The 18,591-nt window shown below is 46.7% G+C and carries 13 protein-coding genes; 6 read left to right on the top strand and 7 right to left on the bottom strand.

Going from position 1 to position 18,591, the window contains the following annotated elements; genetic code table 11:
- Nucleotides 1-588 precede the first annotated feature (588 nt).
- On the bottom strand, nt 589-2,148 hold the full coding sequence (locus ACW9SV_RS17005) for a T9SS type A sorting domain-containing protein (protein ID WP_479557962.1): 1,560 nt from the start codon (nt 2,146-2,148) through the stop codon (nt 589-591).
- A gap of 592 nt (nt 2,149-2,740) precedes the next feature.
- Here ACW9SV_RS17005 and ACW9SV_RS17000 point away from each other — a divergent pair.
- Nucleotides 2,741-4,234 carry a DEAD/DEAH box helicase gene (locus ACW9SV_RS17000; RefSeq protein WP_479557961.1) on the top strand — a complete coding sequence of 498 codons (1,494 nt, stop codon included), beginning with the start codon at nt 2,741-2,743 and terminating at the stop codon, nt 4,232-4,234.
- Between the two features lie 89 nt (nt 4,235-4,323).
- Here the strand turns inward: ACW9SV_RS17000 and menA are convergent, their stop codons facing one another.
- From menA to ACW9SV_RS16980, 4 genes are all read right to left on the bottom strand, one after another.
- Nucleotides 4,324-5,163: a 1,4-dihydroxy-2-naphthoate octaprenyltransferase gene (gene menA, locus ACW9SV_RS16995; RefSeq protein WP_479557960.1), complete on the bottom strand. Its 840-nt coding sequence runs from the start codon at nt 5,161-5,163 to the stop codon at nt 4,324-4,326.
- Between the two features lie 109 nt (nt 5,164-5,272).
- On the bottom strand, nt 5,273-5,863 hold the full coding sequence (locus ACW9SV_RS16990; RefSeq protein ID WP_479557959.1) for a glutathione peroxidase: 591 nt from the start codon (nt 5,861-5,863) through the stop codon (nt 5,273-5,275).
- Between the two features lie 147 nt (nt 5,864-6,010).
- Entirely contained in the window at nt 6,011-7,807 is a 1,797-nt protein-coding gene (gene argS, locus ACW9SV_RS16985; protein ID WP_479557958.1) for an arginine--tRNA ligase, read from the bottom strand.
- 6 nt (nt 7,808-7,813) lie between these two features.
- A complete protein-coding gene (locus ACW9SV_RS16980) occupies nt 7,814-8,794 on the bottom strand; it encodes an arginase (RefSeq protein ID WP_479557957.1) in 981 nt (326 codons plus the stop codon).
- A gap of 85 nt (nt 8,795-8,879) precedes the next feature.
- On the opposite strand from ACW9SV_RS16980, the gene ACW9SV_RS16975 reads away from it, so the two are divergent.
- Nucleotides 8,880-10,280 carry a type III PLP-dependent enzyme domain-containing protein gene (locus tag ACW9SV_RS16975; protein WP_479557956.1) on the top strand — a complete coding sequence of 467 codons (1,401 nt, stop codon included), beginning with the start codon at nt 8,880-8,882 and terminating at the stop codon, nt 10,278-10,280.
- A 491-nt stretch (nt 10,281-10,771) separates the two neighbouring features.
- Here the strand turns inward: ACW9SV_RS16975 and ACW9SV_RS16970 are convergent, their stop codons facing one another.
- Nucleotides 10,772-11,308 (bottom strand): D-glycero-alpha-D-manno-heptose-1,7-bisphosphate 7-phosphatase, encoded by a 537-nt coding sequence (locus ACW9SV_RS16970; protein WP_479557955.1) that lies wholly within the window; start codon nt 11,306-11,308, stop codon nt 10,772-10,774.
- A gap of 136 nt (nt 11,309-11,444) precedes the next feature.
- Here ACW9SV_RS16970 and hemG point away from each other — a divergent pair, with 136 nt between their 5' ends.
- The 3 genes from hemG to ACW9SV_RS16955 all read left to right on the top strand — a co-directional run bounded on the left by hemG (nt 11,445) and on the right by ACW9SV_RS16955 (nt 14,695).
- The gene (hemG, locus tag ACW9SV_RS16965; RefSeq protein ID WP_479557954.1) at nt 11,445-12,785 is read left to right on the top strand and encodes a protoporphyrinogen oxidase; all 1,341 of its coding nucleotides are present in this window, start codon (nt 11,445-11,447) and stop codon (nt 12,783-12,785) included.
- Between the two features lie 24 nt (nt 12,786-12,809).
- Entirely contained in the window at nt 12,810-13,547 is a 738-nt protein-coding gene (locus ACW9SV_RS16960; RefSeq protein WP_479557953.1) for a polyprenol monophosphomannose synthase, read from the top strand.
- 185 nt (nt 13,548-13,732) lie between these two features.
- A complete protein-coding gene (locus tag ACW9SV_RS16955) occupies nt 13,733-14,695 on the top strand; it encodes a TerC family protein (protein WP_479557952.1) in 963 nt (320 codons plus the stop codon).
- Nucleotides 14,696-14,847: 152 nt separating this feature from the next.
- Here the strand turns inward: ACW9SV_RS16955 and ACW9SV_RS16950 are convergent, their stop codons facing one another.
- Nucleotides 14,848-16,854 (bottom strand): transglycosylase domain-containing protein, encoded by a 2,007-nt coding sequence (locus tag ACW9SV_RS16950; protein ID WP_479557951.1) that lies wholly within the window; start codon nt 16,852-16,854, stop codon nt 14,848-14,850.
- 219 nt (nt 16,855-17,073) lie between these two features.
- Between ACW9SV_RS16950 and purB the strand changes: the two genes are divergently transcribed.
- Nucleotides 17,074-18,426, top strand: a complete 1,353-nt coding sequence (gene purB, locus ACW9SV_RS16945; RefSeq protein WP_479557950.1) for an adenylosuccinate lyase — start codon at nt 17,074-17,076, stop codon at nt 18,424-18,426.
- Nucleotides 18,427-18,591 lie beyond the last annotated feature (165 nt).

Here is an 18,591-nt window from a genome sequence, read left to right as displayed (position 1 = left end):
CTGATTAGAGCACCAAGCTTTATGCAGACTTGTTAAGAGGGGAAAGTATAGTTATTGCCATAATTCGTACAGTTGGATAAGTTAACCCTTAATTATTTTCTATTTCTTCTATATATACTCTTTAACGAGAGCAAAATTAAGCGGTTGCACTAAAATTGTACTTTCAGGTAATATCACAAAAAGAAACTTATCAAAATCCAATGCTATTTTGTAAAATACTGCCTAAAATGGCACATTTGCTATATTCTTTAATTATAAGCCTATTCAAATATATAAAGCATCTAATAAACGATACGCGCTTGTTTCTTAATCTTAACCATCCCCCACATCGGCCAGGATACAATTATCGCATACTTTCCATCAGAACAACAAATTCAGAGAGGAGAGTTGGCGCTATCAGGCATCCCTAGAAAGTTAAGGCAAGCCTCCTGCCCCCCTCCTGAAAGAGTTTCTCGTCCTTACCACCTTCAACTCCTGGGCAGCTCCCATGCACTTTAGTTTAGGGGCATTTTCCTGAAACTGTATAAAAAAAGGAAGCAGACAGCGACCAATGGTCACTGCCTGCTTACATCCTATCAATTTACTTTACTATCTAACCATTACTCGTTGAGTAGAGCTTTGTCCGTTTGCCGTTACTGAGATCAGGTAGACTCCTGCTTTCAGGTTCAAGCCAGTCAGATTTAGGGCAACCTCTGAGGCTACGTTGCTTACTTCCTGGGTGTGCAGGACTCTTCCGCTCATGTCTACCAAGCGGATGGTAGCGGCGCCTTTCACTTGCTCCTGGAAGCGTACGTTTACTTGTCTGTCAGTTACCGGGTTAGGGTACACACTTATAGAGGCTGAGTTGTTGGCTGACCCAACGTGGCTTACAGCAATTACTTTGGAGTACTCAAAAGCATTGTCATAATCTACTTGTCTCAGACGGTAGTACACGGTACCAGAAGTTGCAGCGCGGTCTGTGTAAGTGTAGTCAACCAAAGCTGATGAGTTTCCTGATCCTTTTACTTCGCCAACTTTCACAAAGTCCTTGCCGTTGGTGCTACGCTCCACTTCAAAGCGGTCGTTGTTCATTTCAGAAGCAGTTGACCAGGCTAAGTTGATGGCTCCGTTACGGGATACTCCTTCAAATCTGGTAAGAGTCACTGGAAGTGGGTTACCATTTCCGCAATCTGCCACGATTACTGTTTCTTGGGCAGTGGCAGTACCGCAGTCGTTTGTAGCTGTTACTCTGATGGTTTGTGGCTGACCTAATTGCTCTTCTTCAAAAACCGCTACAACTGTTACGTATCCAGGACCTTCTTCCAATACTAGGAAGCCTTCAGGAACCTCAAATGTGTACGTCACGCCTTCCTGCATTTGCCCTACTCTAAAGGTGGTAGGTGCATCAGCTAAGTTACAGATGGTGTCTGGAGCGGCTAAGGTCACTGTTGGCACTTGGCATACACCACCACCGCAGTTTTCATTTGTTTCTACAAACAACCCGTCAGAAGCGGCACCGCAATATCCTTTTTTGTATCCGCCTACTCCGTTTCCGTTATTTCCGTTTCCGCTTACTTCGGTATTATCAGTTACATACAAGTTCACTTCGCCGTCGGTGGCACCTGGAATAACTACTACTTTGTCAGTTCCTTGTCCGCTTTTGATGGTCCAGTCAGCCGGAACAGTCCAAGTATAGATGAACTCTCCTTTTGCATTCGCCTTGCCATTCGCTTTCTTCACAGAGGCAGAGTAGGTTTGTGGCTCTTTCACGCAGATAGAATCTGGGCCGGAGATGATCACTTCAAAGTTTTTACCGGGCTTTACAGGCAAGGTCGCTACCTTGGTGCCGCAAACCGGATCATTCACTTTCACTTTCATGGTTCCGCTTTTCTGACCTACTCTCACGGTCACACAGTTGGTACCTTGTCCGGAAATGATTTCCCAGCCAACTGGCGGCTCACCGGCTTGTGCTCTAGGCACATCCCATTCAAACGAAGTGTAATTACGATCATTTTCAATGCAATAGGTGGTGATTTCGCCTGGGCAAGGGTGCTGGTCACCGGTGATTGGTCTTGGTTGAGAGGTATTGCATTGGGCTTGCGCCTGGCTGATCAAACCGAAAAGTATAAGCATAAGGGTGCTGGCCCATGAAAGTACAGTTCTTTTCATGATAGGAGAATTAAAGTAAAGTTGGATTCTGATTAGACGTAGCTATCCCGTGAACCTTAAAACCATTAAGGAGGGATATTAATTTTTTAAGCGAGGTTTGTAATTATAGTATTTACGACAACTGCTTAGTCAGTTTTAAAGGGAAGGGTAAGTATAGTTGGACTCATAGTTTCTTGTTAGTTTAACAACTTAGTTATTTTCAATTTCTTTCTATACACGCTTTAACGGAGGGTCATACTTGCGGTTTCACGCAATTGTATTTTAGAAAAATGTTACAAAAAGGTTCTTTATAAAATCATATAAAAACCTAAAATCAAGGCTAAAAACTAACAAAACGTTTATTTTAGGGCCAATTACTTACTTCTACCTATTGCATTCTTACAACAACTATCTTTTCAAAGTTTTATTTAAAAATTATATATAGTGCAATTTGTATACAACCAAATAGATATATAGAAACACCCAAAAACCGTGGGTTAGCCTCTTAGTTTGTAAACAATCCGACACCTATTGGCAGAAAAGGTTATCTTTACAGTACATTATATCACTGCCAGTGTAATTCTCTAGCTGGCTTACAAGAAGATACAGAACAATGAGTGTTACATTTGATGATTTCGCCCTACAGCCCGATTTACTGGAAGGTATTCGGTCTATGGGGTACAAACAGGCAACCCCCATCCAGGCCCAGGCTATCCCGCATATTCTAGAATCAAAAGATTTGATTGCCTGCGCCCAGACCGGCACCGGTAAAACAGCGGCTTTTCTGGTACCTACCCTAAGCAAGATCACCGAAGCCCGGTATGATTTCACCAGCACGTTGGTGTTGGTGCCTACCCGCGAGTTGGCTAAGCAGATAGATGACCAGGTAGAAGGCCTTAGCTACTTCACGGGCGCCACCTCTATTGCCATTTACGGCGGTAATAATGCCCAGAACTGGGACCAACAGAAAAAGGCCCTTACCAGCGGAGCAGACATTATCATTGCTACCCCAGGACGATTAATCGCCCACATGCAAATGGGCTACGTGAAACTGGACCAACTGAAATACCTCATCCTGGACGAGGCCGACAAAATGCTGGACATGGGCTTTATGGACGATTTGATGAAGATCATCTCCCAACTGCCCAAAGAGCGTCAGACGCTTCTTTTCTCGGCCACTATGCCTCCCAAGATCAGGACCTTTGCCAAGCAGATTTTGCAGGAGCCAGAAGAAATAAGCCTTTCTATTTCAAAGCCGGCCGCCAACATTGACCAGCGCATTTACCTGGTGTATGACAACCAGAAACTGAAGGTTCTGCAGCATATCTTAAAAGATGCTCAGGTCCAAACCATGATTCTGTTCACCTCGCGCAAAAACGCCGTGAATGAGATTGTACGGTCTTTGCAGAAAATGGGCTTTGAGGCAGAAGGCATCAGTTCTGACCGCACCCAGGATGAGCGCGAGGCTACCCTGCAACGCTTCCGGAACAAGCAATTACAAGTGTTGGTGGCGACCGATGTCATGTCTAGAGGGATTGACGTGGAAGGCATCAGCCACGTGGTCAACTTTGACGTTCCCCAAGATGCCGAGGACTACGTGCACCGGATCGGACGGACGGCCCGTGCCGAGACTTCTGGTACAGCCATCACCTTCGTGAACGAGCAAGACCAGGAGCGTCTGGTGAAGATCGAAAAACTGATTGAACGCGAGCTTCCTAAGTTACCGTTACCCGAAGGTGTGGGAGAAGGCCCGGCGTATGACCCAGTAGGCAACAGCAAGCGTAACAACCGGGGCCGAGGAGGCGCACCTGCTGGCAGAGGCGGCAGACCAGATAGAACCCGTTCAGAAGGTCGCCGCAAAGAAGGCGGGGGAACCAGAGACAACAGCCGGAGAAGAGAAGGCCAGCCCCGCAGAGAAAAGCCAACCGGAGTAACTGCGGAAGGCGCTACTCCCCGCCCGCCCAGAACCGAAGGGCAGCCTCAGGCACCCAGAGCCGAAGGAGAAGAAATAAAACGGAAAAAGAAACGTCGGAAAAAACCTGCCACTCCTAGAACCACGGAAGGCGGACCAACTCCACAGGCGGCTTCCACTTCTTCCGCAGAATAACAAAGCAAAAAAAGGAACTCCCCGGTTTTAGGGCTCTTTTCCAAGAGTTGCCTTTAAACCGGGGAGTTCCTTTTTATATACAGTCTTCTTTATCTGTCTAGCAGAAGGCCAATGCCCAGCAACACCACAAAGCACAGCGTGGAGAGAGCCATCTGTTTAAGAAGAGGGTCTAACTGCGCCGGGGTTTGGCGGCGTTTCACCTCGCGCCCATTGTACAGGAGCATGGGCAGAGATCCCAGGAATAACCAGGGCCAAAGCGTGGCATTCTCCCGCACCCACACAAAAATGATGGTACAGCCAATGCCCGCCAACAACAGTACCCAATGGTATTTACGAGCCCTTAAAGCCCCTAACCGCACCGGCACCGACCTTTTACCCGCCAGCTCATCAGATTTGATGTCCCGTATGTTGTTCACATTCAAAACGGCCGCGGAAAAGAACCCTAAACTGGAGGCGGGCAAGAGCAATTCAGAGAATAGCCGTTCCGTCTGCAGAAAGTAAGTCCCCAGCACCCCTACCCAGCCAAAGAAGAAGAACACGGAGATATCGCCTAAACCGGCGTAACCGTAGGGTTTGCCTCCGTTGGTGTAGCCAATCGCCGCCCAAATGGCGCCAAGGCCGAGTAGCAGGAAAAACAAAAACAAATACAAGCCCTCGGTACCCAGGGCCACCCACAACAGGCTAATACCCGAGATAAGCGAAAGTAGGCTGAAAACGATTATCGCCGTCCGCATTTGGGTTGGCGAGATCTGCCCGGCTTGCACCGCCCGTTGCGGGCCCTCCCGGTGCTGGCTGTCAGCACCGTGCTTGGTATCGCCGTAATCGTTGGCCAAGTTGGAGAGAATCTGCAGGAACAGGGTGGTCAGGACGCATAACAGCAGTACCGGCCATCGGGAGAGATGGTCGGCGGCCGCCAGAAAACCGCCCATGCCTATACAGGACAATGCCAAGGGCAAAGTCCGCAACCTGAAAGCAGATACCCACGTGCCCGCCGAAGGCCGTTTAGGACCCGTTTTAACCAAATCCACTTAAAAACGCTTAGCTGTTGATGTCACGCAGCAACTCCTCGCTTAAAGGAGAAACTTTAGAGGGGTAGAATTTAAGGATTTTTCCGTCTTCGCTGATCAGGTACTTGCAGAAGTTCCAGCTTGGGGCGCTGGAGTTGCTCCCGTTGGTTTCTTTGCTGGTGAGCCATTTGTAAAGCGGCTGCTGTTCTGCCCCAATCACAGAAGCTTTCTGGAACATAGGGAACGTTACCCCAAAGTTCTTCTGGCAGAACTGCGCAATCTCTTCGTTGCTGCCCTTTTCCTGGCCACCAAAGTCATTGGCCGGGAAACCCAGCACCACCACTTTGTCGCCGTGCAGTTTGTGCAGTTTCTCCAGATCAGCATACTGCGGGGTGTAGCCACACTCAGAGGCCACGTTCACAATCAGCACTTTTTTGCCTTTGTATTTCTGCAGGTTGGTGTCTTTCCCGTCAATGGTTTTCAACGGAATGTCATAGATAGACGAAGCGGTAGCTGTATTCATAGTGGTAGAGGTTGAGGTCTCTTTGGTGGCAGTGGTGGTGGCCGGTGATGAGCAGGCGACCAACAGGGTAAGCGAGAATAGTGATACGAGCTGTAGCATAGGGCAATGGGTTTTGTTTCCTTAACCGCTTTTATTTAAATATGTTCTGTTTCTTGTCTGGATTACTGGAAGAACCTGGCTCTTATTTTAACGCTTATATTCAAAAAGAAGCCTTAAATAAGAGCCAGATTTTCGTTTTGGTTTGGTCTACATTCTTTCCGGCACGGAGATCCCCAGTAAGCCCATAATGAGCTTCAGGGTTTTGGCTACCTGGGCAGACAAGGCAATCCGGAAACTTAGCCTGCGGGCATCGGCCTCCTGGAAAATAGGCACCTCGGTGTAGAAACGATTGTATGCCTTGGCCACATCAAACGCATACTGCGCAATGATGGATGGGGCATAGTTTCGGGCCGCTTCATCAATGATGGAATCGGCGTAATTTAACAGCACCAGCACCTCGCGCTCAGTTTCATGGATTGTCTCCACGCCAGCGAAAGAATCAGCCGTTGAGGCAATGCCAAGTTCCTTCGCTTTGCGTTGGATGGCGGCAATACGCGCGTGGGTGTATTGGATAAATGGCCCTGTGTTGCCCTTGAAGTCGATGGACTCTTCTGGGTTGAACAGCATGCGCTTCTTAGGGTCTACCTTCAGGAGGAAGTATTTAAGCGCGCCCATGGCCAGGGTGTGGTAGAGTTTCTGCGCCTCCTCTTGGGTGAAGCCTTCAATTTTACCTAGTTCATCGGTTTTCTGACGAGCGGTGTCAATCATCTCCTCCACCAGTTCATCCGCGTCTACCACGGTACCCTCGCGCGACTTCATCTTTCCGCTAGGCAGGTCCACCATGCCGTAGGAAAGATGGTAGATGCCATCGGCGTACGGTTTGCCTAGCCTTTTCAGAATCGCCTTCAATACCTGGAAGTGGTAATTCTGCTCGTCGGCCACCACGTACACTGACTGGTCATAATGGAAGTCCTGGTATTTCAGTTCGGCGGTTCCCAGGTCCTGGGTGATGTATACCGAAGTCCCATCGGCGCGAAGCACTAACTTCTCGTCCAGACCTTCTTCGGTGAGGTCAATCCAAACGGAGCCATCGGGTTTCTTGAAGAACACGCCTTTTTCCAGGCCTTCCTCTACCCGGTCCTTCCCTAATAGATAGGTACCCGACTCATAGTAGAACTTGTCGAAATCAACCCCAATGTTCTGGTAGGTGGCATGAAAACCTTCGTACACCCAACCGTTCATTTTCTCCCACAACGCAATGGTTTCGGGGTCTTGCTGTTCCCACTTCTGGAGCATCTCCTGGGTTTCCAGCATGAGCGGGGCTTGTTTCTTGGCCTGCTCCTTGTCTACTCCTTGGGCTACCAGTTGGTCTATCTCTTGCTTGTAGGCTTTGTCAAACTCCACGTAGTACTTGCCTACCAGGTGATCGCCTTTGATGCCTGAGCTTTGCGGCGTCTCACCTTGCCCGAACTTTTCATAGGCAATCATGGACTTACAGATATGAATGCCGCGGTCATTCACCAGGTTGGCTTTGATCACGTCATACCCGGCAGCTTTCAGAATCTCGGCCACAGAGTACCCCAGAAAGTTGTTTCTCAGGTGCCCCAAATGCAGCGGCTTGTTGGTGTTAGGCGATGAGTATTCTACCACCACTTTCCGTTTAGGGCCTGTTTTTGACAACCCAGCCTCTACACCGGCCACCTGCTCAGCGAACTGCTGGAGCCACACGCTGTCTTTGATTTCAATGTTCAGGAAGCCTTTCACCACGTTGTAGCCGGCCACTTGCGGTGCCTGCTGGGTCAAGGCCTCTCCTAGCGCCTGGCCAATCTGCTCCGGTCCTTTCCCTAGCGCTTTGGTCAAGGGGAACGTCACGAAAGTAAAAGTACCGGCAAACTCTTTACGGGTGGGTTGCAGGTTAATTTGCTCTGCCGGAAGCGAATGTTGAAAAGTATCTTGTAAAGCTTGGCTTAGCGCCTGGGCAATCTGGGTCTCAAGTTGTTTCATCTGTGATTAAGCAATAGGCACCGTCTGGGCTTCTTTGGCCAACCGGTTCTGGATAGCTTCAGTAGTATATTCTAGAATTTCGAAGGCGTTTTGCGCCATGGTATTTTCCGCGTCTAAGGTGGGATTGATTTCCACCATTTCAAAGCAGATGACTTTTGGGTGGCTCACCAGCTGGTGGCACAGTTCTTTGGCCTGCGCTACGTTCAAACCTACTTCTACCGGAGTCCCGGTTCCTTTGGAGAACTTAGAGTCCAGGCTGTCCACGTCAAAAGAGACGTAGATAATGTCACACTCCCTTAGGCGGTACAGGGCTTCTTCGGCCACTTGCTCAATGCCCTTGGCGGTCACTTCTGGGTAGGTGAAGTTTTTGATGTTGTGCTTGTCAAACAAATACACCTCGGGCTTCTCGTAGCTGCGGGTCACGATGTAGACAATATGCTCGTGCTTGATCTTAGGCTGGTCGGTGCCCACCTTTTTAAGAGCTTCCCAGAAGAAGATAGTCTCGGGGTCTGGGTCGTTCACCTTGCACTCTAGGTTGTCCTCGGCCAAGGAGGCGGCTAACGGCATGCCGTGCATGTTGCCGGAGGGTGTGGTGTACGGCGAATGGATATCGGCGTGGGCATCTACCCAAATAACGCCCAATGTTTTATTAGGATACGCTGCTTTTATCCCGGCAATGGTACCGCCCGCATTAGAATGGTCACCCGCCAGCAATAACGGGAACATTCCTAGCTCAATTGTTTGTTCAACAGTGTTACTAATACGTTTGTAGGTCTGCAGCACACTGTCAATGTATTTGGCGTGCGGGAACAGGTTCTTTTCAAACAGCACATCGTTGAGATTGGGCACCTCTACGGTAGTGAATCTTTTGAAATAATCTGACTGCTTGTTCAGGCACGCGATCTTAAGGGCGTCTACGCCCAAACTAGCTCCGCGTGTTCCCGCTCCTAGCTCAGATTTCACTTCTATTAGTCTGATTTTTTTCATGCAAAACGGAAACTAGTTTTTGCAAAGATGGTAAAATACAAGCAATTTCGCACGCTATCCGCATTGGATACCGCTTTACATTATAATGGATAAATACACAGACCTAATACACCAAACCTTTGATTTTCCTACCGAGGAATTCACTGTTCACAATAACGAACTCTTTTTCAACGGCATTCCTATGATGGAATTAGTGAAGCAATACGGCACCCCGTTGCGCCTCACTTACCTGCCAAAAATCTCCTCCCAGATTCAGAAGGCCAAAATCCTTTTCAAAGAGTCTATGGAGAAGTTGAATTACCAGGGTACCTACACGTATTGCTACTGCACCAAATCTTCGCACTTCTCTTTTGTATTGGAAGAGGCGTTGAAGAATGACATCCATATTGAAACCTCGTCTTCTTTTGACATGCCTATTATAAGGGCGTTATATGAAAAAGGCAAGGTAAACAAAGACGTGTTTGTGGTGTGCAACGGGTTCAAGCGCGAGCTCTACCGTGACCATATCACCTCCATGATCAACGACGGCTTTAAAAACGTCACCCCTGTTCTGGACCACCTAGGTGAGATTGACCATTACGAGGAGTTTGTGAGTGGTCCTTGCCAGATAGGTATCCGGCTTGCGTCTGATGAGGAGCCTAAGTTCCAGTTCTACACCTCTCGTTTAGGTATCAACTACAACGATGTGGTAGACCTGTATAAAAACAAGATAGCGGACAATCCTAAGTTCAAACTTAAGATGCTCCACTACTTTATCAATACCGGTATCAAAGACACCTCTTACTACTGGTCTGAGCTTAGCCGCTTCGTGCACAAATACTGTGAGATGAAGAAGCTCTGCCCAGATTTAGATACCATTGATATTGGAGGCGGTTTCCCAATCAAAACCTCTATCCAGTTCGATTACAATTACCGGTATATGATTGAGGAGATCTTGCGCACCATCCAACGGATCTGTAAGGAGGAAGGGGTGCCAGAACCGAACATCTTCACCGAGTTTGGTATCTACACCGTGGGTGAGAGTGGCGCGCACGTGTACTCAATCCTGGACACCAAGCTGCAGAACGATAAAGAGTTGTGGTACATGATTGACGGATCGTTTATCACCAATTTGCCAGACACCTGGGCCTTGAACCAGCGGTACATCCTGTTCGCACTCAACAACTGGGACAAAGACTACCAGCGGTTGAACATTGGGGGGCTTACCTGTGACAGCCAGGATTACTATAACTCTGAGATGCACTCTTTCCAGGTGTTCTTGCCTAAGATCCAGAAAGACCAGCCAGAGCCGCAGTATATCGGTTTCTTCCACACGGGAGCTTATCAGGAAAGTCTTAGCGGGTACGGTGGTATCAAGCATTGTCTTATCCCTTCTCCCAAGCACGTGATCATTGACAGAGAGGCAGATGGCACCTTGAAGTCATGGGTATTTGCCGAGGAGCAGAATGTGGATTCTATGCTGCAAATACTAGGATATAAGGATTAAGAAATATTTCTCTAAAACTATAATAATCCTAAACAAAAACTGTAGTTTTGGAGTAGAATACCTTATATGTTGTACAATAATTAATATGAAGAACCTTTTCGTACTCGCTTCAATCTGTCTGCTGGGCTTTGCATCATGCAAATCATCAACATGCCCTGCTTATTCGCAAAAATCTGATCGCTCGGTCGAGCAGAAAGTAATGGTGAAAGCTGTTGCTAAAGCTCCGGTAAACAACAAAGTGAACGGATAACGTTCTTCTGATTTTTATAGATTCCATTGGAGCCCCGGAAGAAAACTTCCGGGGCTTTCCTTTAATTATGCTACTCTAAAAACCAGATTTGTATACTGGAGGTTTAGACTTAGTTTTTGGAAAATAAGCCCAAAGCAGGGATCTCGCTCAGGTGCTAATAAGTAAGCTTATAAGCGGTAGAGTAGCTTAACCTTGCAAAAGATCTTTCTTGATTACTCAGCAGATTCTATCTTTTTTGCCCCTATCCTTTCGTCTCCAGGGAAATAATCCATTGAGCGGCCTCCCACAGATCAGACTTCTGTTGCACGTGCGTTCCTAGAGGATGTGGGCCCACCAATACGGCAGGAATGTTACATTTGCTGGCTGCCTGTATATCGCGGGGCTGGTCCCCAACGAACCAACAGGTCTCCGGAGAAAGGTTGTATTTGGCCATGGCACGCTCCAACATCAGGCTGTTAGGTTTTCTTGAAAGGGATTCTGAGTGGGACGGGTGGCCAGGTGCCATATATATATCATCGATCAGATGTCCGGTAGCCTCTTGTAGCTTCCTATGGCACGCTATTACATCTGCCTTTGAGTAGAGCCCTTTGGTGATACCTGCCTGGTTAGTGATCACTATTAATAAGTAGTGGTGCTGCTTTAAGAGGGTTAACGCTTCGGGCACTCCCTGGCAAACTTCAAAGTCTTCCGTACGCCAAGTGTAGTCTCCCCTCTCCACGTTCAAGACGCCATCACGGTCCAGGAAAACAGCTTTTCTTTTGGGGGTTTGATTCATCATATCCATCCGCCCAAAAATAGGAAGAACCAAGGAGGCTTTCAGCAGCAAAAATCGTTTTTACCCCATTTTGTATAATATGATTATAAAACGTGTTGGGCTCTCTTGCGTACCTTATTGACAACCCACAAGGTCCCCCATGCGAGTAGCAATCATAGGAGCAGGTATTTCAGGATTGGCATTGGCTTACTATTTACAGAAGCTAGGGGTACGCTATGACCTTTTTGAAAGCGAGCCAGAAGTGGGCGGCGTAATGAAAAGTACGCAACACGGGGCTTACCAATTAGAACTGGGTCCGCATTCGCTGCAGATGAACGATGAACTGCAGGAATTGCTGCAGGAATTGAAATTGGAGGATGAGGTGATCAGGCCCGCCACTAAAACCCAGGACCGCTACATCAGGAAAGATGGGGAGTACCATTGTATCCCGGCCTCTCCCCGGCGGCTGCTTTTAGACTCTTTTTTCCATTGGCGCACCAAATTAAAGATTACGCAGGAATATAAGCTGCCGCCCCAGGAAGTACCAGAGGAAACGGTTAGCCATTTCTTTAAACGGCGCTTTGGCCAGGATGTGGTAGACTACCTTGTACAACCCGTGGTGGCGGGCATCTACGGTGGTGATCCCGATAAATTATTGCTGGAGAAAACCTTTCCTGTTCTGAAAGAGATGGAAAGAACCCATGGATCTGTCCTGAAAGGTCTGGACCTGCAACTGGATCTTCCCAGAAAACCGGTTATCTCTCTTCTCAATGGGTTACAGTCCCTGCCTAAGGCCATTGCCTCTAAGCTGGTTTCACTGCACGTAGATCATAAAGTAGAGATGGTGCACAAGGCCAAAGGAAAATACCTACTAAGCATACGCCATGATGTAGAAGGCCTCGCCGATGAGGAGTTTGACGCCGTGGTAATTGCGCTGCCTGCCCACGCCGCGGCGGAGTTGCTGGATTTCACCACACCTGGTTTAGCGGCCGCCCTCCATAACGTCACCTATACGTCCATCACGGTGGTACACACAGCCTACCGGAAGCACTCTATCGGGTTTCCTTTAGACGGGCTTGGAGCCATGCATCCTCGCAAAGAACAGCCTTTCAGCTCTGGCACCGTTTGGAGCAGCTCCCTTTTTCCGCGCATCTGCCCTGATGATGAGGTCATGTTTACTTCTTTTGTGGGGGGTAGCCAGGCCTCTGAATATTCGAACCTCCCTGAGCCTGAGATTCTGGTAAGGGTACACGAGGAGCTCACCAAAAACTATAACATCTCGGCTAAGTTGCCTGTGTTTCAGCACTGCTACCGGTGGCCGTTCGCTCTTCCTCAGGCAGATATATTCATTACAGACGTGCATCAGATGTTAGAATTGATGGAAGAGGACCATCTGTATGCCTGCACCAACTGGATTGCCGGGCCTACTATTCCCAACTGTATCAGCTATGCCAAACAGCTGGCCCAGAAAATATTTTCGCAGCGCCCTTCCCTCCCATAAAGCCTTATAGATTATATTTGGGGGATGAAAGAGTCCATGGTGGTCATCCCGACCTACAATGAAATAGAAAACATTGAAGCTATTATTCGTAAGGTTCTTTCACTTCCCCACCCATTTCACCTCCTGATTGTAGACGATAACTCCCCTGACGGAACGGCAGAAGCCGTAATGCATCTGCAAACGGAATTTCCAGACCGCCTGTTTCTGGAGCAACGGAAAGGCAAACTTGGCTTAGGTACTGCGTACATCCACGGCTTTAAATACGCCTTGCAGGCAGGCTACAAGTTCATCTTTGAAATGGATGCCGATTTCTCCCACAACCCCAATGACCTGATGAGCCTATATAACGCTTGTGCTGTGGAAGGCTACGACCTAGCGATAGGCAGCCGGTACAGCAGCGGGGTAAATGTGGTGAATTGGCCCATGAGCCGGGTACTACTCTCCTACTTCGCCAGCCGCTATGTTCGGCTCATCACCGGGATGCCCATCCATGACGCTACCGCCGGGTTCAAATGCTATCATCGCTCGGTGCTGGAAACCATCAACCTGGACAGGATCCGGTTCATTGGCTACGCCTTTCAGATTGAGATGAAGTTCCTGACGTTTAAATTCGGCTTTAAGATAAAGGAAGTACCTATCATCTTCACCGATCGGACCAAGGGCCAATCCAAGATGAGCAAAGGAATTATCAAAGAGGCTTTTTTGGGTGTGATTCAAATGAAACTGGGCAGTTACTTCCGGCGCTTTAGCCGTCAAGTTTAGCCTCTTATTTAAAGGGCCTTTTCCTAAAAACATCTTGAAAACAGAAACTGCCTAAACCCTGTTTCATGGTTTTGCGGTTGTTTCAGTGTATCTTTCATTTTCTATTTTAGACCAGTATCCTCTTACCGCAGTTAATCTGCTGCATTTCAGAAGGTACCGGCTGCACCATAAATCTACCTATCAAAGTGGAAACAGATATCTTATTTTGGGTGGGATTCAACGCCTTTGTCTTGGTCCTGCTGGCATTAGACCTTTTCGTGTTTCACCGAAATACGCACGTAGTAAAAATTAAAGAGGCACTCCTATGGAGCGCGTTCTGGATTATACTCTCTTTAGCCTTCAATGTGCTCATTTATTATTGGCGAGGGAGCGGTCCTGCCCTGGAGTTCCTGACAGCTTACCTGATTGAGAAATCCTTGAGCGTTGACAACCTCTTTGTATTCATCCTGATCTTCAATTTCTTTCAGGTTCCGCAGAAATACCAACACAAGATTTTGTTTTGGGGCGTATTAGGCGCATTATTTTTCCGGGCGGTTTTTATCCTGGTGGGGGTTGCCTTACTAGCCAAGTTCCATTTCATTGTCTATATTTTGGGTGCCTTCCTGGTATTTACAGGTATTAAGATGGCCACCTCCTCCGGAGACGAAGACATTGACCCCGAGGCAAACCCAGTAGTGAAATTTGTGAGCCGGTACATGCCAGTGACAAAGCGCCATTATGAGGGAAACTTCTTTGTAAAGCTTGACAAGACGCTTTTTGCCACGCCTCTTTTCTTAGTGCTTATCATGGTGGAAACTACTGACATAGTTTTCGCGGCTGACTCTATCCCTGCCATTTTAGCTATTTCAAAAGACCCGTTCATTGTCTATACCTCAAACGTATTCGCTTTGCTAGGATTACGGGCTTTGTACTTTGCTTTGGCCGGGATCATGCAGCTTTTTCATTATCTGCACTATGGTCTATCCCTGATTTTGGTGTTCATTGGTCTGAAGCTTATTTTATCTGACGTTTATCACGTGAACATGTTAGTGGCGTTGGGCGTGGTAGCCTTTATCCTAACTACTTCTGTTATCCTTTCCTTGGTGTTCCCTAAGAAGGAAAAACCCATTGTTCCTTTCCAAGAGCAGGAAGAAGAGCCCCAAGCCTAATAATACCAGGATACCAAAGAAGGTGCATTTAAGTGTTTCCTTTAGCAAAACACCTAATAAGCAACCTCTCTCGCTAATTAACCCTTAGGCATACCTCATAAAAAAAAGCAACGTTACTGAACGTTGCCTTTTTTTATGAGTGGTTCTTAATCTTAGAAATCAAGCAAATCAATAGGTGCCAACTGCAAAGTATCCATCATTTGGACGTGCGTGGTATCTGGCTTAGGAATGATAAAACTTCCGGCTCTGCCACTTAGATTCACGTAGGTTGATACATTCGCGTGTTGAGACGGAGAAATCAGTCCGCGTTTCAGCATATTCCCACTTATAAGTTTAAAGAAGTAACGTGGATATGCCCTTAATCCACCATACGCGTCGAAATAGGTTCTGTATTGCTTAGGTTTAGGCACAATGCTGGCCAGGAACAGGCTTTCTTCCAAGGTAAGCTGACTTGGTTCTTTTGAGAAATAAAATCTGGCCGCTTCTTTGACGCCATACACATTTGGTCCCCACTCAATAATGTTCAGGTACACCTCAAACATCCTTTCTTTGGAAGTGAGCCGGAGGTTCTCCATGATCCAGACAATAAGGGCTTCCTCAACTTTCCTGGTAATGGTTTTCTTTCTAGTTAAGAAGGCGTTTTTCACTAACTGCATTGAAACCGTGCTACCACCCCGTACAAACGAGTTTTCTTTAATGTTAGTGATGAGTGAATGCCGGAAGGCACCTTCATGAAACCCTTTATGCGTCAGGAAGCGCGGGTCTTCTGCGGTTAAGATGGCATACTTTAAATGGTTGGGTATCTCGTTGTAAGGCGTGAAATTAGGATTAGACGGCCCCACCTGAAACGTTCTTACCACTCTACCCTTCTCGTAGACCGTATGCGTAAATTCCTGGTTTAGTTTACGCAAGTCATTTTGACCAAAATCAGTGATCTGGAAATTATGGGCATCTAAGTCTGAGTCAAACTTAAGGCTGTCTACCTGGGCCATATCCACGTAGAAGTTCATCCGATACTTGAAAGTACCTGTGGCCTTGATCCCTTGGAAAGTATCAAACAACCCGGGAGGCAAGGAGCCAAACAGGTCATTCGCCGGAATATCCGGAGAATCGATCTTGATCCCTATCTTCCGCTTCGGAACAGTCTCATACGTTACCTGCGGATAGAAGACAGCCTTGTTAATGCGAACCTCAGATTCTGGCTCTAAAGCGTAGTAATGGTCCCCAAGCGTCAGAACGTACTTCATGGCACCATTCTGTACCGTCACGTTCTCATCCGCTATCTTAGGGTGATTCAGTACCAAACCAAATGCACTAGACTCTCCCCTAATGGTCAGTTGATTATTCTTGAAGGTTTTGTCTGTGATGCTCAGGCTTAAGGTATCAAAACGCATGGTAGCCCCAAACTTTTGCTCAATGTAAGGCACCTCTATACTCCCAGACTGATTATCACCGTAGAACTTAGCAGCAAGCAAGTATTTGGCTGGGTCTATCACCCCATTCACATACATAGTGTTGGTGACAGATTCTGTGGTGATGATCATCCTAGCGTCGATTTCCCCATCTTCCACCAAAAGGGTAGGAAGTCTCATGCTGATGGAGCGTCCATCGTTTTTGAAAAGAACTCCAAGGTTTCTGAAGTTAACGCCATCAGGCACATTCTCAAAAGCTGTCTCAATTAGCCCATTGAGTAGTGTACCGTAGTTAGACCTTTTAGCGGTAGAATCTGTTGCTTCTCCAGCAGCCTTCTTTTTATATAAAAATGAGAAATTGTCTACGGAATCTTGTTTAACAGCTGTGATATCTCCGTTAGCTACATCAAACTGTTTAAACACCATTCTTCCCAAGAAAAGGGACCGGAAACTAACGGTAGCCTCCACTGTATCAATCTGAAGGAGCTTAGGTCTGTCTAGAGGCAATAAGGCAATATCAGTCACAAGAACTGTATTCAGGTCTAAGAACCTGGCATTCCCAATCTGAAGTTTAGCTGGATACTTGTTCTCTACTTTCTGGATGACCTTTGCAACTGCATACTGCAGAATCCTTTCCCGGTTGATAAGGAAAGCAACAAAGCCAATTATAAGTAGAGAGGCAAACACCCCTAATCCGATCAAGAACTTCTTTTTATTCCTTACAAAAAAATCAGTGAATTTTGACAAGGTGTTTTATAATTAGTTAAAACCTGAAGCTTCCTTTTATTGCTCCAACTTACAAAAGTAACGTAATACCCGATACCCTGAAATTTTAAGAAAAACAACTGGATAAATACGCTGCGAAAAGCACAAGGTTTACGAAAAGAAACGCTGAAAACCACTGTTTAAGTTCATGTAGGTAGAGGTTCAGATCTTCCTTTATATCTTTGGATAAAATCTGTACTTATGAATTTAAACGCACTTACTGCTATCTCTCCAATAGATGGTCGTTACCGCGGACAAGTAGACCAACTTGCCCAATACTTTTCCGAATTTGCTCTAATACGATATCGTTTACTGGTGGAGGTAGAATACTTTATCGCCCTATGTGAACTTCCTCTTCCGCAGCTGAAAGATGTAGATGTTAGCCTTTTTGCAGATATGCGGAAAATTTATGAGGACTTTACCTTAGAAGATGCTCAATCTATCAAAGACACTGAGAAGGTTACTAATCATGATGTGAAGGCGGTTGAATACTTCTTGAAAGAGAAGTTGGAGAAGCTAGGTATTGGAGACACAAAAGAGTTTGTTCATTTTGGATTAACCTCTCAGGATATCAACAACACAGCTATACCGTTGTCCTTGTTAAAAGCAATACAGCAGGGATACCTTCCATTATTGAACCAGACAAAAGAGTCCTTAGCCGCTCTAGCTTCCGATTGGAAAGGAATTCCCATGTTAGCGCATACCCATGGCCAGCCTGCCTCCCCTACGAAACTGGGCAAAGAGATACAGGTCTTTGTAGAACGCCTGGAGCAGCAACTTCTTTTATTAGCTCAGATTCCTTTTGCAGGTAAATTTGGAGGAGCCACCGGGAATTTCAACGCACACTTCGTAGCGTACCCATCCATTGACTGGGTTAGTTTTGGAAACAAATTTCTGCAGGAGAAGCTTCAGCTACAAAGAAGTCAGGTAACTACTCAAATTGAACACTATGATCACTTAGCCGCTCTATTTGATAGCATAAGAAGGATCAACACCATTCTGATTGATTTCTCCAGGGACATTTGGCAGTACATCTCCATGGGTTACTTTAAACAGAAAATCAAAGAGGGTGAAATTGGGTCATCCGCCATGCCACACAAGGTGAACCCGATTGATTTTGAAAATGCGGAAGGTAATTTAGGAATGGCTAATGCTATCTTCTCGTATTTAGCAGAAAAGCTTCCTGTATCAAGGCTCCAAAGAGATTTAACCGATTCAACGGTTCTAAGAAATATAGGGATTCCAATATCCCATTCTCTTCTTGCTCTTAACTCGTTACAAAAGGGAATAGGGAAACTTCAGCTTAACCAAGAAGCTTTAAACAAAGATCTTGAAGAAAACTGGGCTGTAGTAGCTGAAGCAATTCAAACGGTATTAAGAAGAGAAGGCTACCCTGCTCCTTATGAAGCTTTGAAGAGTTTAACCAGAACCAATGAAAAGATTACAGAATCTTCTATCAAGGGCTTCATTGATGGCTTAGAGGTAAGCACCGAGGTAAAAGAAGAACTTAGAAAAATCTCTCCTTTTAACTACACAGGAGTTCCTTTGTATTAAAGATCTCCTTACCCAAACCTTACTGATAACAGGAAAAGCCCGGGCTCTTAGACGAGCCCGGGCTTTTCCTGTTATCACCGATACAGAGTTTACCTCCTCCTCTCCCTGCTATACAAGCAAGAACGCCCCCCCGTCAATTCTGCGGGTGGGGCGTTCCTTTGTGAT

It is taken from the genome of Rufibacter sp. JT20002, assembly GCF_056491185.1.
The sequence above is the reverse complement of the archived record's forward strand: the minus strand, read 5'-3'. Positions and strand labels throughout refer to the sequence as shown.